This window comes from Stenotrophomonas geniculata ATCC 19374 = JCM 13324, assembly GCF_001431625.1.
Lineage (GTDB): Bacteria > Pseudomonadota > Gammaproteobacteria > Xanthomonadales > Xanthomonadaceae > Stenotrophomonas > Stenotrophomonas geniculata.
In genome coordinates this window covers 80,037-92,782 of record NZ_LLXT01000129.1, presented here as the reverse complement: position 1 = coordinate 92,782, position 12,746 = coordinate 80,037, and the positions used below count along the sequence as shown (strand labels likewise).

At 68.5% G+C, this 12,746-nt stretch carries 14 protein-coding genes; 10 read left to right on the top strand and 4 right to left on the bottom strand.

Annotated features, from left to right (window positions below; all coding sequences use genetic code 11):
- Positions 1-144 precede the first annotated feature (144 nt).
- The 10 genes from ARC63_RS16615 to ARC63_RS16570 all read left to right on the top strand — a co-directional run bounded on the left by ARC63_RS16615 (position 145) and on the right by ARC63_RS16570 (position 8,661).
- The gene (locus ARC63_RS16615) at positions 145-1,578 is read left to right on the top strand and encodes a Do family serine endopeptidase (protein WP_049455509.1); all 1,434 of its coding nucleotides are present in this window, start codon (positions 145-147) and stop codon (positions 1,576-1,578) included.
- A 101-nt stretch (positions 1,579-1,679) separates the two neighbouring features.
- The gene (locus ARC63_RS16610) at positions 1,680-2,045 is read left to right on the top strand and encodes a hypothetical protein (RefSeq protein WP_010486932.1); all 366 of its coding nucleotides are present in this window, start codon (positions 1,680-1,682) and stop codon (positions 2,043-2,045) included.
- Between the two features lie 8 nt (positions 2,046-2,053).
- A complete protein-coding gene (locus ARC63_RS16605; RefSeq protein WP_010486934.1) occupies positions 2,054-2,524 on the top strand; it encodes a phage holin family protein in 471 nt (156 codons plus the stop codon).
- Positions 2,521-2,988, top strand: a complete 468-nt coding sequence (locus tag ARC63_RS16600) for a hypothetical protein (protein ID WP_019337636.1) — start codon at positions 2,521-2,523, stop codon at positions 2,986-2,988. Before ARC63_RS16605 ends, ARC63_RS16600 begins: the two co-directional genes overlap by 4 nt.
- A gap of 67 nt (positions 2,989-3,055) precedes the next feature.
- Entirely contained in the window at positions 3,056-4,165 is a 1,110-nt protein-coding gene (locus ARC63_RS16595; RefSeq protein WP_057503851.1) for an AI-2E family transporter, read from the top strand.
- 93 nt (positions 4,166-4,258) lie between these two features.
- The gene (locus tag ARC63_RS16590; RefSeq protein WP_057503850.1) at positions 4,259-4,726 is read left to right on the top strand and encodes a hypothetical protein; all 468 of its coding nucleotides are present in this window, start codon (positions 4,259-4,261) and stop codon (positions 4,724-4,726) included.
- A 73-nt stretch (positions 4,727-4,799) separates the two neighbouring features.
- On the top strand, positions 4,800-5,519 hold the full coding sequence (locus ARC63_RS16585; RefSeq protein WP_029550770.1) for an HAD family hydrolase: 720 nt from the start codon (positions 4,800-4,802) through the stop codon (positions 5,517-5,519).
- Positions 5,520-5,522: 3 nt separating this feature from the next.
- Positions 5,523-6,890, top strand: a complete 1,368-nt coding sequence (locus tag ARC63_RS16580) for a leucyl aminopeptidase family protein (protein ID WP_053442392.1) — start codon at positions 5,523-5,525, stop codon at positions 6,888-6,890.
- 134 nt (positions 6,891-7,024) lie between these two features.
- Positions 7,025-8,128 (top strand): catalase family peroxidase, encoded by a 1,104-nt coding sequence (locus tag ARC63_RS16575; RefSeq protein WP_057503849.1) that lies wholly within the window; start codon positions 7,025-7,027, stop codon positions 8,126-8,128.
- On the top strand, positions 8,125-8,661 hold the full coding sequence (locus ARC63_RS16570) for a cytochrome b (protein ID WP_043401779.1): 537 nt from the start codon (positions 8,125-8,127) through the stop codon (positions 8,659-8,661). The genes ARC63_RS16575 and ARC63_RS16570 overlap by 4 nt, the downstream gene beginning before the upstream one ends.
- A gap of 557 nt (positions 8,662-9,218) precedes the next feature.
- Here the strand turns inward: ARC63_RS16570 and ARC63_RS16565 are convergent.
- Genes ARC63_RS16565 through ARC63_RS16550 form a run of 4 tightly spaced genes read right to left on the bottom strand, consistent with a single transcriptional unit; the run spans position 9,219 to position 12,714 of the window.
- Positions 9,219-9,821, bottom strand: coding sequence for a response regulator transcription factor (locus tag ARC63_RS16565; RefSeq protein ID WP_057503848.1), 603 nt, complete (start codon positions 9,819-9,821; stop codon positions 9,219-9,221).
- Complete coding sequence (locus ARC63_RS16560) at positions 9,818-11,032, bottom strand: sensor histidine kinase (protein ID WP_057503847.1); 1,215 nt, start codon at positions 11,030-11,032, stop codon at positions 9,818-9,820. Before ARC63_RS16560 ends, ARC63_RS16565 begins: the two co-directional genes overlap by 4 nt.
- Positions 11,033-11,038: 6 nt before the next feature.
- Positions 11,039-11,821 carry an ABC transporter permease gene (locus ARC63_RS16555; RefSeq protein ID WP_057503846.1) on the bottom strand — a complete coding sequence of 261 codons (783 nt, stop codon included), beginning with the start codon at positions 11,819-11,821 and terminating at the stop codon, positions 11,039-11,041.
- Positions 11,818-12,714 carry an ABC transporter ATP-binding protein gene (locus ARC63_RS16550; protein ID WP_057503845.1) on the bottom strand — a complete coding sequence of 299 codons (897 nt, stop codon included), beginning with the start codon at positions 12,712-12,714 and terminating at the stop codon, positions 11,818-11,820. Before ARC63_RS16550 ends, ARC63_RS16555 begins: the two co-directional genes overlap by 4 nt.
- Positions 12,715-12,746: the final 32 nt, after the last annotated feature.

Below are 12,746 nucleotides of genomic sequence, written 5' to 3'. Positions count from 1 at the left end.
CGGTACCGCCCCACAGATGGCGATGCCGACCCACGTTCCGGGCGCCGGTTTTCATGGCGCATTTATCCAGATCGCGACACACTCATTCAGCTTGTTTTACCGTAGGGCCGAACCGCCCCCACCCACGCCAGCGAACCGACTCCCATGCGACCGCTTCCCACCCTGCTCACGCTCGCAATCGCCGCCGCCTTCGGTGGCTTCGTTGCCACCGGCATCAATGCCCACCTGGACAACCGTGCCGATGCCGCGCCGCTGCCAGCGGTGCTGCCGACCACGGCGGCATTGCCCGCCTCGGTAGCCGGACAGGCGGTGCCGTCGCTGGCACCGATGCTGGAGAAGGCCATGCCGGCAGTGGTCAGCGTCAACACCAAGCAGGTGGTGCGCGTGCGCAACCCCTTCTTCAACGACCCGTTCTTCCGCCGCCTGTTCCCGGACATCCCGCAGGAACGCATCAACGAATCGCTGGGCTCGGGCGTGATCATCGACGCCAAGGAGGGCCTGGTACTGACTAACCACCATGTCATCGACAACGCCGATGACGTACAGGTGACACTGGCCGACGGGCGCACGGTCAAGGCCGAATTCCTCGGTTCGGACCGCGACACCGACATCGCGCTGATCCGCATCCCGGCGCAGAACCTGACCGACATAAAGCTCGGCAACAGCGACCAGCTGCGGGTAGGCGACTTCGTGGTGGCCATCGGCAACCCGTTCGGCTTCAGCCAGACGGTCACGTCGGGCATTGTCTCGGCGGTGGGCCGCAGCGGTATCCGCGGGCTGGGCTACCAGAACTTCATCCAGACCGATGCGTCGATCAACCCGGGCAACTCGGGTGGCGCACTGGTCGATCTGCAGGGCCAGCTGATCGGCATCAATACCGCCAGCTTCAACCCGCAGGGCAGCATGGCCGGCAACATCGGCCTGGGCCTGGCGATTCCCTCCAACCTGGCACGCAGCGTGGTCGACCAGCTGGTCAAGCACGGCGTGGTGGTGCGCGGCACGCTGGGCGTGGAAAGCCAGAACCTGACCGCGCAGATCGCGCAGGGCCTGGGCCTGGGCGAAACCCGTGGTGCGCTGATCACGCGCGTGCTGGCCGGTTCGGCCGCCGCCGCCGCCGGCTTGAAGCCGGGCGACGTGGTGGTCTCGGCCAACGGCCAACGTGTAGACAGCGCCGAAGCCCTGCACAACGTGGAAGGCCTGGCCGCGGTCGGCAGCGCATTGACGCTGGACGTGCGCCGCGAGGGCAAGCCGCTGCAGATCAAGGCAACGTTGAAGGAACAGGCGCGCGCGGTCACCGGCGAGAGCCTGGACCCGCGCCTGACCGGGGCCACCTTCGTCGACCTGCCCGAGTCATTGCGCCAGTCCGGTGTCGGCGGCGTGCTGGTCAGCGAGGTCAAGCGCGGCAGCCGCGCGGCCAGCAACGGCCTGCAGCAGGGCGACATCATCACCGATGCCACGGTGGGCGAATTCGCCGACCTGGCCAGCTGGCGCGCCAACTTCCAGCAGCGCCCGCCGACCCTGGTGATACGCGTGCTGCGCAACAATGGCCAGCAGCAGGGCCAGCTCGTGATGCGCTGATCGCCCTGCCGTAACACCCCCTATACCCCGGCAATGCTATTGCTGTCAGTCCAGGTCGGCACCGCCGACACCCGTTCCCCCATCGCAACAGGAGTGATTCGATGAGCCCCACCAATACCGAGAACCTGAAGGAACACCTGGGTGAAGCCGGTTCCCACCTGAAGCAGGCCGCGTCGGCCGCCGGCGGTGCAATCAAGGGTGCAACCGGCGCAGCGACCGACGAGCTTCGCATCGGCAAAGCCAACGTCAAGGCTGAACTGTCCGACAGCGCACTGTCCGGCCTGGCCGCCGCCGAGTTCGGTGGTGCCGCCGCCAAGGAGCAGGTGGATGCGCTGATGGACAAGGGCAAGGACCTGATCGACAGCGCAGCGGAGCTGATCCGTGAACGTCCGCTGGCCTCGTTCGGTGTTGCCTTCGCTGCCGGCTGGATCATCGCCAAGCTGGCCCGCGGCAGCAGCGACAAGTAAGCCGCGGCGTGAGCGAAGACAACGCGCAAGCCCCTGATCCAGCGGCCACCCCGCCGCTGGATGAGAGCATCCGCCAGGTCGGTGCGGCCGGTCGTGCCGCTGCCGATTCGGCCAAGCACACGCTGCGCTCGCTGCGCCGGTTGGCCTCGGCCGACTTCGCGATGGCACGCAGTGCGTTCGGTCGTGCACTGGCCTGGGCCGGCGTGGCGATCGTGTTCGGTGCCTCGGCCTGGCTGCTGATGGCCGCCACCCTCATCGCCCTGCTGCAGAGCTGGGGCCTGAGCTGGCTGCAGGCCCTGCTGATCACCTCGCTGCTGAGCCTGGCCGTCACCGGTTATGCGATCTGGCGGGTGTCCTACTTCTTCCACCACACCGGCATGCACGCTACCCGGCGCCAGCTGTCACGCCTGGGCCTGTTCGACGAACCCAGCGAAGACGATCCCGATGCCGAGGTGCAGCTGCCCGAGGGCAAGCCATGAAGTTCGGCGCGCTGCAACGGCGGGTGAAACGCTGCGAACAGGTGGTGACCGTGCGTCTGGGCGAGACCCAGGACCACTGGTCCACGCTCAGCGACGTCTGGCGAAAAGGCTGGTCGCCGCTGCGCATCGTGGTGGTCGGCCTGGCCGGTGGCTTCATCGCCGGCAAGCTGGAAGTGCCGGGCAAGGTCAACGGTGCCCGCTGGCTGCAGATGGTGGGCTCGGTCTCGAACCTGTTCGCCAGTGCACAGGCGGCGTTCGCCACGGCGATGGCGGCGCAGGCCGCAGCCACCGCCGACGACGCGGCCGAAGAAGCCGACGAGGCCAGCGAACAGGCACAGGCGGCGGCCTCCGCTGCCGAAGCACGGCCGGCACCGGCACCACGCTCCGTGCCGGAGCCAGGACCGGAACCGGACCTGCGCGGACCGCGTCCGGCCGAAGCGGCCACCGAGCTGTCCGAACGTTGAACCATGGAATCCGCCGCGCCGATCGCGGCCGGCGGATAATGCGCTCCTCTTCCCGGTTGGTGCGTCGATGAGCGAGTCCCTCCTGTCCCCGTCACCGGCCGGCCCCGAACAGCCCGACGTTCCGCTGCCGCCCGCATCGCGCCCGCGCGGACCGATGTCGCTGGTGGTGCTGGCCACTCTGGCGGTGGGCTACACCCTGTGGGCGGCACAGGACATCATCCTGCCGGTGCTGCTGGCGATGTTCTTCGCGCTGGTCGGCAATCCGATCCTGCGCCTGCTGCAGAAGCTGTGGATTCCACGCGCACTCGGCGCACTGCTGATCCTCGGCGCCGGCCTGGGCGTGACCGGTTCGCTGGCGGTGCAGCTGATCGGCCCGGCCATGGAATGGGCGCAGGAAGCACCGCAGCAGCTGCGCAAGGTCGCCCGCCAGGTGCAGGACCTGACCAAACCGGTGCAGCAGGCCAACCAGGCGGCGGAAAACTTCGCCCGCGTGGCCGGTGGTGACAGCAACCACAAGGTGCAGGTGATCCGCACCCAGATGGACGACCCCTATCGCATGCTGACCCGCGCGCCGCGGCTGGCCGCCTCGGTGCTGGCGGTGGTGCTGCTCACGCTGTTCTTCATGATCTATGGGCAGACCCTGCAGCGCGCGGCCATCGCCCTGTTCCCGAACCGCCAGCAGCAGCGATTCACCAGTGACATCCTGCGCTCGATCGAGCGCGAGGTTTCGCGCTATGTGCTGACCATCAGCGTGATCAACACGCTGGTGGGCCTGGTGTTCGCTGGCGTGCTGATGCTGCTCGGCATCGGCCTGCAGGAGGCGTTGCTGTGGGGCACTGTGGCCGCACTGCTGAATTTCGCCCCCTACGTGGGCCCGCTGATCGGCGTGGCGCTGATGCTGCTGATGGGCTTCGTCGAGTTCCGCGACCCGCTGCAGGCCCTGCTGCCGGCCGCCGCCTACCTGGGCCTGCACACCTTGGAAGGGCAGATGGTGACCCCGATCGTGCTGGGCCGTCGCATGAAGCTGTCGCCACTGGTACTGATCCTGGCGCTGATGGTGTTCGGCTGGGCCTGGGGCATGATCGGGCTGCTGCTGGCGGTGCCGCTGCTGGTATGCATCAAGCTGGTGCTGGCACGCCTGGACGGCATGCAGGGCTGGGCACGGCTGCTGGAATAACGGCATCAGTAAATGAAGGACGCAGATGGCGGAACCCGAAACTGGGACGAAGTGGCAGACTATGGCCCCCTTTTTTCGGATGGATCCGTTCGGATGATCGCTTTCGCTATGCGTTGCCTCGCCCTGGCCTGCCTTGCCGCTCCCGCGTTCGCCGCTGCGCCCCCGACTGCCGAGCAGGCACGCACCCAGCTTGCCGACGCGGTGACCTGCAAGCGGCACCTCACGCCCAAGCAGTTCGACGCCATGGCCCGGCTGCTGGCACCGGCCCCGGCGCGGGCGCAGAACGGCGAATCCAGCGGCGAGTTCCGGTTGACCACGCCGCTGATGGTGCTGGGCCAGCCCGTGAACCGTCTGCAGTCGTATGACGGCGACAGCGGCGAGGACGGCATCGACAGTTTCACTGCGTACTTCAGCTCAGCGAGCGTCGAACAGATCGCGGCACTGGCGAAGATGTCCGACCCGGTGGCGGGCACCTATACGAAGGAAGTGGGCCGGCACAACCTGGACGTGCAGCAGTTCGACGGCCAGACCACCATCGCCTGCTCGTACAACCTGCGCTGACCCCGTCCTGCCCCGGCGCCCCCCGCCCGCCGCGCCGCATGAAAGCCCGCGCGGGCAGGGGTAGAATGGCGGGGTGAATTTCCCCGTCCAAGCCATCACCCTCGACCTTGACGACACGCTGTGGCCGTTCGCTCCGATCGGCGCCCGCATCGACCTGGTCCTGCACGAGTGGATGCGTGAAAACAGCCCCGCCACGGCCGAGATGTATCCGGTGGCGGCAATGCGCGAACTGCGCGAGCGCCTGTACCACGCCCATCCGCACCTCCATCACGACCTGAGCGCACTGCGCCGGCTGACCCTGCACGAAGCGCTGCACACCAGTGGCGCCAGCCTGGATCTGCTGGAGCCGGCGTATGAAGTGTTCTTCGCCGCGCGCAATCAGGTCGAGTGCTACCCCGATGCGATCGACGCGCTGGCGCGGATTGCCGCGCGGGTACCGGTCGCAGCGCTGAGCAACGGCAATGCCGATCTGGAGCGGATCGGCCTGGCCCATCATTTCGCCTTCCAGCTGGGCGCGCGCGAGCACGGCGCGGCCAAGCCGGAGGCGAGCATCTTCCACGCCGCCTGCACCCGACTGGGTGTGGCACCGGCACAGGTACTGCACGTCGGCGACCACGCCGACATGGACGTGGCCGGGGCGATCGCCGCCGGCCTGCGCGGCTGCTGGATCAACCGCGACGCAGCCACCTGGACCCATCCGCAGCTGCAGCCGGACCTGCAGTTCGACACCCTTACCGGCCTGGCCGACTGGTTGGACGCCAACCTCGACGCTGCCGCATCCCGGAGTACCTGACGCATGAGCGAGATCACTGGTTTCACTGCCGACACCGCCGCAGCACTGCCGCTGTACGTGCTGGACCGCGAGCAGTTCGCGGCCTGGAAGGACGGCCAGTCGGCTGCCACCCAGGCATGGCTGGCGTCGCAGGGCTTCACCGCCGGTGCCTTCACCACGGCGTTGCTGCCCGGCGCCGATGGCCTGGCCGGAGCGGTGATCGGTGTCGGTGATCGCGCCGATGCCTACAGCTATTCGCATGCCCCGCATGCCCTGCCGGAAGGCAGCGTGTGGCAGCTGGCCAGCGAACTGCCGGCCGCCGAACTGGCGCTGCTGCAGCTGGGCTGGGGCTTGGGCAGCTACCGCTTCGACCGCTATCGCAAGCGCCACCGTGCGCCGGCGCGCCTGGTGGCCGAGCCGACCGGCGAAGTGGCCGACCTGATCGCCGCCAGCCTGCGCGTGCGTGACTGGGTCAACACCCCGACCGAAGACATGGGTCCGCAGCAGCTGGAAGACGCCGCGCGCGCGCTGGCCGACGCGCACGGCGCGCAGGTCGAGGCGATTACCGGCGACGAACTGCTGAAGCAGAACTTCCCGGCCATCCACGCGGTGGGCCGCGCCTCGCACCGCTCACCGCGCCTGGTCGTGCTGCGCTGGGGCAAGGACACCGATCCGGCACTGGTGCTGGTCGGCAAGGGCGTGTGCTTCGATACCGGCGGCCTGGACATCAAGCCGGCCGACGGCATGCGCAACATGAAGAAGGACATGGGCGGCGCCGCGCACGCACTGGCCCTGGCCGGCCTGGTGATGGCACGCGGGCTGCCGGTACGCCTGACCCTGCTGGTGCCGGCGGTGGAAAACGCGATCGGCCCGGATGCATTCCGCCCGGGCGAAGTGATCGCCACCCGCAAGGGCCTGAGCGTGGAGATCGACAACACCGACGCCGAAGGCCGCGTGATCCTGTGCGATGCACTGACCTTCGCCAGCGAGCAGAAACCCGACCTGGTGCTGGACTTTGCCACCCTCACCGGCGCCGCGCGCATCGCGCTGGGCCCGGATCTGCCGGCGCTCTTCAGCAATGACGACAACGTGGCGCAGCAGTGGCTGCAGGCCGGTGATGCGACCCGCGACCCGGTCTGGCGCATGCCGCTGTGGCGCCCCTACCTGCGTTACCTGACCAGCGGCATCGCCGATCTGGCCAACGCCGGCTCGCGCATGGCCGGCTCGGTCACCGCCGCGCTGTACCTGGAGCGCTTCCTGGAAGACGGCCAGCGCTGGGCGCATCTGGATGTGTATGCCTGGAACGACGGTGAGCGCCCGGGCCGTCCGGCCGGTGGCGAAGCGCTGGCGCTGCGCTCGGCGTGGGCGATGCTGAAGGCGCGTTACAGCTGATCGGGTGGGTGCCGACCTTGGTCGGCACGCCGTCCCGGCAATCTTGACGAAAATTTGAATACCGGGCCTGGAAGGGTTCTGCGAGGATGTGTGGGTCGACCACCCACACGTTCCGTGAAGGCAGGACTCCGACCATGTCGCTCTTCCGCTACACCCGCGCTGGCCAGACGCCGGGCGCACCACGCAAACATTCGCCGCTGCCCTGGATCGCACTGATCGCGCTCATTCTGGGTGCGGTCGCGCTGGCCTTCGCCTGGCTGGCCGGATGGATCGGCGACCGCCTGACCGCGCAACGCTTCACCGACACCATCGAGGCCACCGGCCCGGCCCATCCAGGCTTCCGACGCGCGCACAGCAAGGGCGTCTGCGTGAACGGCTGGTTCGAACCGAGCGCGCAGGCCCCTACCCTGTCCAGCGCCCGCGTGTTCTCGCAGCGCCGCGTACCGGTGATGGGCCGCCTGTCGATCGGCGGCGGCGACCCCTACGGCGCCGACAACACCGCACGCGTGCGCAGCCTGGCGGTGCAGATGGTCAGCGATGACGGCCAGGAATGGCGGATGGCGATGAACAGCTTCCCGTTCTTCGCCGTGCCCGATGCCGAGGCGTTCTACGCGCAGACACGCGCCTCCATTCCGGACCCCGCCACCGGAAAGCCCGACCCGCAGAAGATGGCTGCAGTGCTGGCGAAGTACCCCAGTGCACAGGCGTTCCAGCAGTGGGCCAAGACGGCACCGTGGACCAGCAGCTGGGCCGACACCACCTTCAACAGCGTCAACAGCTTCTGGTTCACCAACGCGCAGGGCCGGAAGCGTGCCGTGCGCTGGCGCTGGCAGCCACAGGCGCCGGTGGTGGAGATGGATGCGGAAACGCGCAAGCAGGCCAGTGTCGATTTCCTCAGCCAGGAACTGCAGCAGCGCCTGGCCAGCGGCCCGGTACGCTGGAACCTGGTCGTGACCACCGCCGAGCCCGGTGATGCCATTGATGATCCGTCGGTGCCGTGGCCCGAGTCGCGTGATCAGGTGGTGGCCGGCGTACTCAGCCTGGACCGCATGCAGTCGCAGGAACAAGGTGCGTGCGGCCAGATCAACTTCGATCCGCTGATCCTGCCCAGTGGCGTGCGCGGCAGTGATGATCCGATCCTGGCCGCCCGCTCGGCGGTGTATTCGCAGTCCTTCAACCGTCGCGAACGCGAGCGCGCCAGCGGCAATGTCGAGCAACCGAGGGAGGCCGCACGATGAACACCGGCAACGGCCACTTCAACCTGCTGGCGCGGGTGCTGCACTGGTCCATGGCGCTGATGATCATCGCCATGCTGTTCGTCGGCGTGACCATGGTCGCCTCGTTGCATCTGCGGCCGATGCTGATCGACCTGCACCGCCCACTGGGTATCGCCATCGGCGTACTGGTGCTGCTGCGCCTGTACAACCGCCTGCGCCACCGCCCGCCGCCGCTGCCTTCCGACCTGCCCGCCTGGCAGGTGCTGGCAGCAAAGGCCTCGCACTGGATGTTGTACGCGCTGATGCTGGCGATGCCGCTGATCGGCTGGGCGATGCTGTCGGCTGGCGGCTACCCGATCGTGCTGTGGGGTGGCCTGCACCTGCCGCCGATCGTGCCGCACACTCCGGCGCTGTATGCCGCGTTGCGCAATGCGCACAGCCTGCTGGCGTATGTGTTGTTCGCCACGGTGCTGATGCACGTGGGTGCGGCGCTGTTCCACCTGTGGGTGCGGCGCGATGGCGTGTTCCAGGCGATGGCGCGCGGGAAGGATTGATCGGGTTCGCCGGGCGTTCCCGGCGGATCGTTTCCGCGACTTCGGTGGGGTGTCACTTTTCTTTTCGCGCGAAAAGAAAAGTAACCAAAAGAAACGCGCCGCCAGAGCGCGAGCCGGTGCTGCGCACCGGTGCCCTGTGCTTCTCGGTGAATCAGGGGACGGCGCCGAACTCGCTACGCTCAAACACCGGCGCCTCTTCGCCCCTGATTCCCCTGCGATGCTCGGCTCGCTCAAGGCGGACCCAACATCAAGAGCGACAGCTGCACCCAGTAGATCCACGCCATGCGTGGATGCTGTTGCCGTTGATCTTGACCTTCCAGTCCGCCTTGAGCGAGCCGAGCACCGCAGGTCCGGCGAGGGCGAAGAGGCGCGGGTGTCTGAGCGCAGCGAGTTCCCGCGCCGTCCCTCGACGGACCGAGGAGCGCAGGGCACCGGCGTGCGAAGCACGCCGGCTCGCGGCCGGCGGAGCGTTTCTTTGGTTACTTTCTTTGCGCGCAAAGAAAGTGACACCCCTCCGCGGTCGCGGAAATGACATCTCAGGGAAAGGCAGGACGCAGTTACAACCACCCCTTCTGCCGCGCCAGCCGGTACGCCTCGATCCGGTTGGCCGCACCCAGCTTGCCGATGCACTCGGACAGGTAATTGCGCACCGTACCGTGCGACAGCCCCAGCTGCTCGGCAATCTCGCTGGCGGTACGGCCTTCGCCGGCCAGCCGCAGCACGCGGCGCTCGCGGTCGGTCAATGGATCGGCCTGCGACCAGGCATCGAGTGCCAGTTGCGGGTCGATCGCACGGATACCCTGCTTCACCTTGCGCAGTGCATCGGCCAGGTTCTCCGCCGGTGCGTCCTTCAACAGGTACCCGAGCACGCCCGCTTCCAGCGCGCGGCGCAGGAAACCGGCGCGGGCGAAGGTGGTCACGATCACCACCTTGATCGGCAGTCCATGGCGGGCGATGCGCTGTGCCAGCTCCAGCCCGGACAGGCCCGGCATCTCGATGTCGGTCACCAGGATGTCCGGCTGCAGCTGCTGCAGCATGCGCCAGGCAGCCTCACCGTCGGCGGCGCTGCCCAGCACCTCGATATCCGGCTCCAGGCCCAGCAGTGCCGACAACGCGCCACGCACCATCGCCTGGTCTTCGGCCAGCAGGATGCGGATCATGCAGCACCATCCTGAGCCAGTGACGCTGGCGACAGCGGCGTGGTCGCGGCCACCAGTGGCACGCGCACGGTCACTACCGTGCCCTCTCCGCGCGGCGACTGCAGTGACAACTGTCCACCCAGCGCCATCGCCCGTTCGCGCATGCCGCACAATCCATTGCCTTCGGCCTGTACGCCGCCACGGCCATCGTCGCGGATCTGCATCGCCAGCATTCGTCCTTCCAGCATGAATTCCACCCGCGCCTGCGTCGCCTGCGCGTGTCGCACGATATTGGTTGCCGCCTCGCGCAGCACCAGCGCCAGTCCGCGCTCCACGTCCACCGGCATCGGCGGTGGAGGCGCGTACTGCAGGTGCACCTGCTGGCATTCCAGCAGCAGGCGCGCCGAGGCCAGTTCGCCGGCCAGGTCACTGGCACGGATGCCGGTGACCGCACTGCGTACCTGGGCCAGCGCTTCGCGGGCGATGTCCTCGGCTTCGCCGATCTCCTGCCGCGCACGGGCATCGCCACGGTCGTGCAGCTTGCGCGCCAGCTCCAGCTTCAACGTGATCAAAGACAGGGTATGGCCGAGCAGATCATGCAGATCGCGGCCGATGCGCTCGCGCTCGGCGGTGGTGGCCAGCCGCCGCACTTCCTCCTGCGAAAGCTGCAATGCGGCATCCTTTTCCTTGTTCACCGTCTCCACGTTCACCACCATGCCGATGATGAACGACACCGCCGGCACCCAGACCAGGCTCTGCCACGGGTAGTGCGCAAGGTAGGCCACCAGGTAGAACACCGCGTTGAGCACGGCCAGCAGCAGCAGGTAGCGCCACCAGCTGCCACGCCCGCAGACCCGCAGCATCACGCAGCCGAAAATGAAGTAGCTGATGCCCGATGGGTACCAGGGCACCAGCACGATCGCCAGCGCGGTCATCGCCAGTGCATAGCGGGGCGCATGGTGCCGCGGCGACAGCAGCAGGCGCGCATACAACAGCAGGAACAACGGATAGCTGGCCAGGGTGAACCACAGCCAGCGCAGCGTGTACCCCCCTGAAAACAGCGGCGTCATGAACACCCACACCGTCCACAGCAGGTGGATGGCATCGGCCCAGGCCGGCTTGCCGCGGCGCAGGTTGTCGGCCACCGCCGAATCCGGTGCGGGGCGCAGCAGGGAGGCAAGCCAGCTCGGTGGCACGGGAGGATCCAGGCGGGGACGATCGCTGCCGATCATGCCAGTTCAGCCGATCCGGCGCAGGCGGCGCCGTGCCAGCAGCAACGCCACGAGGGTCACCGCCAGCAGCACCAGCAGATGGCCGGCGACGCTGCCCGCAGACGGCAACCCGACCACCGGCAGCGCCAGCTGCGCCAGATGCCAGGTCGGCCACAGCGGTGCCATCGTCGAAAACACCTTGGGCAACGCCGACAGCGGCAGCCACAGGCCCGACAGCAGGGCCAGTGGCAGGTAGACCAGGTTGACCATCGCCGGCGCTGCGCTGGCACTGACATGGCTGCCGATCAGCAGGCCGATCGCCCCCAGCGGCAGCGCAGCCAGGCCCGCCACCGCCAGCAGCTGCAGCACCTGCAGGGCGTGCAGCTGCACACCCCCCAGCACAGATGCCACGCCGATCAACAACGAGGCCACCAGCAGCGCGAACAGCACGGCCATCGCCAGTCGCGCCAGCAGCGGCGCCGCCGGCGGCATCGGCAGCGCCCGCTTGAGCGTAAGCAGCCCGCCTTCTCGGTCCAGCGCCAGCTGCACGCCGAAGCCGAACAGCGCCGGGGCCATCGCGCCGAACACGCAGTAGGTGGCCAACAGGTACAGCGGTGCGTGGCCACGGCCCAACAGCACGCCAAACAGCAGGTAGAACAACACCGGGAACAGCAGCGAAGGTACGGCGAAGGCGGGTGTACGCCAGGCGCGGCGCAGTTCGGCCACCAGCTCAGCGCAGTAGGGACGCAGGGCCTGGCGCCAGGCAGACGACGGCGCCGGTGCGGTGCCGGTACGGGTCATCGTGTTCATGCGGCCTCCCGGGTCAGGTCGAGGAAGGCGTCGGCCAGCGCCGCGCCCTGTACTTCCAGCTCACGCAACTGCGCGTCGGCCGCCAACAGGCGTGCCACCACCGGCTCGGCCGGGCTCGCCAGCAGCTGCAGATGCTCGCCGTCGCGCTGCACCTGCTGCACGCCCGCCCAGTGCTGCACGTCCTCGACAGCCAGCGCGCTGCGGCAGCGGATGCGGCGCGGCCGGTCGGCCAAGCGCAGCTCGGCCAAGGGTGCGTCGGCCAGTACCCGGCCGCCTTCCAGCACCACGACGCGCTGCGCCAGCGCCTCGGCCTCTTCCAGATAGTGTGTCGTAAGCAGCACGCCGCAGCCTTCGGCCACCAACTGCCGCACCGCCTGCCACATCGCCTGCCGCGCCTGGATGTCCAGCCCGGTGGTGGGCTCGTCCAGGAACAGCACCCGCGGGCGGCCGCACAGCGCGATGGCGAACTGCACCGCGCGCTGCTGGCCGCCGGACAGCTGGCCGTAGCGGCGGCGCGCCAGCGCCTGCAGTCCGGCGCGCTGCAGTACCTCCGGCAACGGCATCGGGTCGGGGTAACAGGCACTGGCCTGGGCCACCAGCTCGTCCACCTGCAGCATCGGCGGCAGGTTCGTGCTCTGCAGCATCACGCCCAGGCCCAATCGACTGGCCCGCTGCTGCGGGTCGCCGCCGAGCAGCTCGACCTGGCCGGCATCGGCGTGACGCAGGCCCAACAGCACGCTGATCGCGGTACTCTTGCCGGCACCGTTGCGGCCCAGCAATGCCAGCACCTGGCCAGCGCGGACCTGCAGGTCGATGCCATGCAGGGCGGTATGGTCGCGGTAGCGCACCTGCACCTGCTGCAGGCGGGCCAGCGACGGGGCGATCGGATCCATGGGCGGTACCGGTAGCGGGGACGTTGCCATCC

Bases quoted from the DNA above. Each gene is read 5' to 3' on its own strand.
- ARC63_RS16615 (WP_049455509.1), top strand. From the start codon at position 145: ATGCGACCGCTTCCCACCCTGCTCACGCTCGCAATCGCCGCCGCCTTC.
- ARC63_RS16610 (WP_010486932.1), top strand. From the start codon at position 1,680: ATGAGCCCCACCAATACCGAGAACCTGAAGGAACACCTGGGTGAAGCC.
- ARC63_RS16600 (WP_019337636.1), top strand. From the start codon at position 2,521: ATGAAGTTCGGCGCGCTGCAACGGCGGGTGAAACGCTGCGAACAGGTG.
- ARC63_RS16595 (WP_057503851.1), top strand. From the start codon at position 3,056: ATGAGCGAGTCCCTCCTGTCCCCGTCACCGGCCGGCCCCGAACAGCCC.
- ARC63_RS16590 (WP_057503850.1), top strand. From the start codon at position 4,259: ATGATCGCTTTCGCTATGCGTTGCCTCGCCCTGGCCTGCCTTGCCGCT.
- ARC63_RS16580 (WP_053442392.1), top strand. From the start codon at position 5,523: ATGAGCGAGATCACTGGTTTCACTGCCGACACCGCCGCAGCACTGCCG.
- ARC63_RS16575 (WP_057503849.1), top strand. From the start codon at position 7,025: ATGTCGCTCTTCCGCTACACCCGCGCTGGCCAGACGCCGGGCGCACCA.
- ARC63_RS16570 (WP_043401779.1), top strand. From the start codon at position 8,125: ATGAACACCGGCAACGGCCACTTCAACCTGCTGGCGCGGGTGCTGCAC.
- ARC63_RS16565 (WP_057503848.1), bottom strand. From the start codon at position 9,821: ATGATCCGCATCCTGCTGGCCGAAGACCAGGCGATGGTGCGTGGCGCG.
- ARC63_RS16560 (WP_057503847.1), bottom strand. From the start codon at position 11,032: ATGATCGGCAGCGATCGTCCCCGCCTGGATCCTCCCGTGCCACCGAGC.
- ARC63_RS16555 (WP_057503846.1), bottom strand. From the start codon at position 11,821: ATGAACACGATGACCCGTACCGGCACCGCACCGGCGCCGTCGTCTGCC.
- ARC63_RS16550 (WP_057503845.1), bottom strand. From the start codon at position 12,714: ATGGATCCGATCGCCCCGTCGCTGGCCCGCCTGCAGCAGGTGCAGGTG.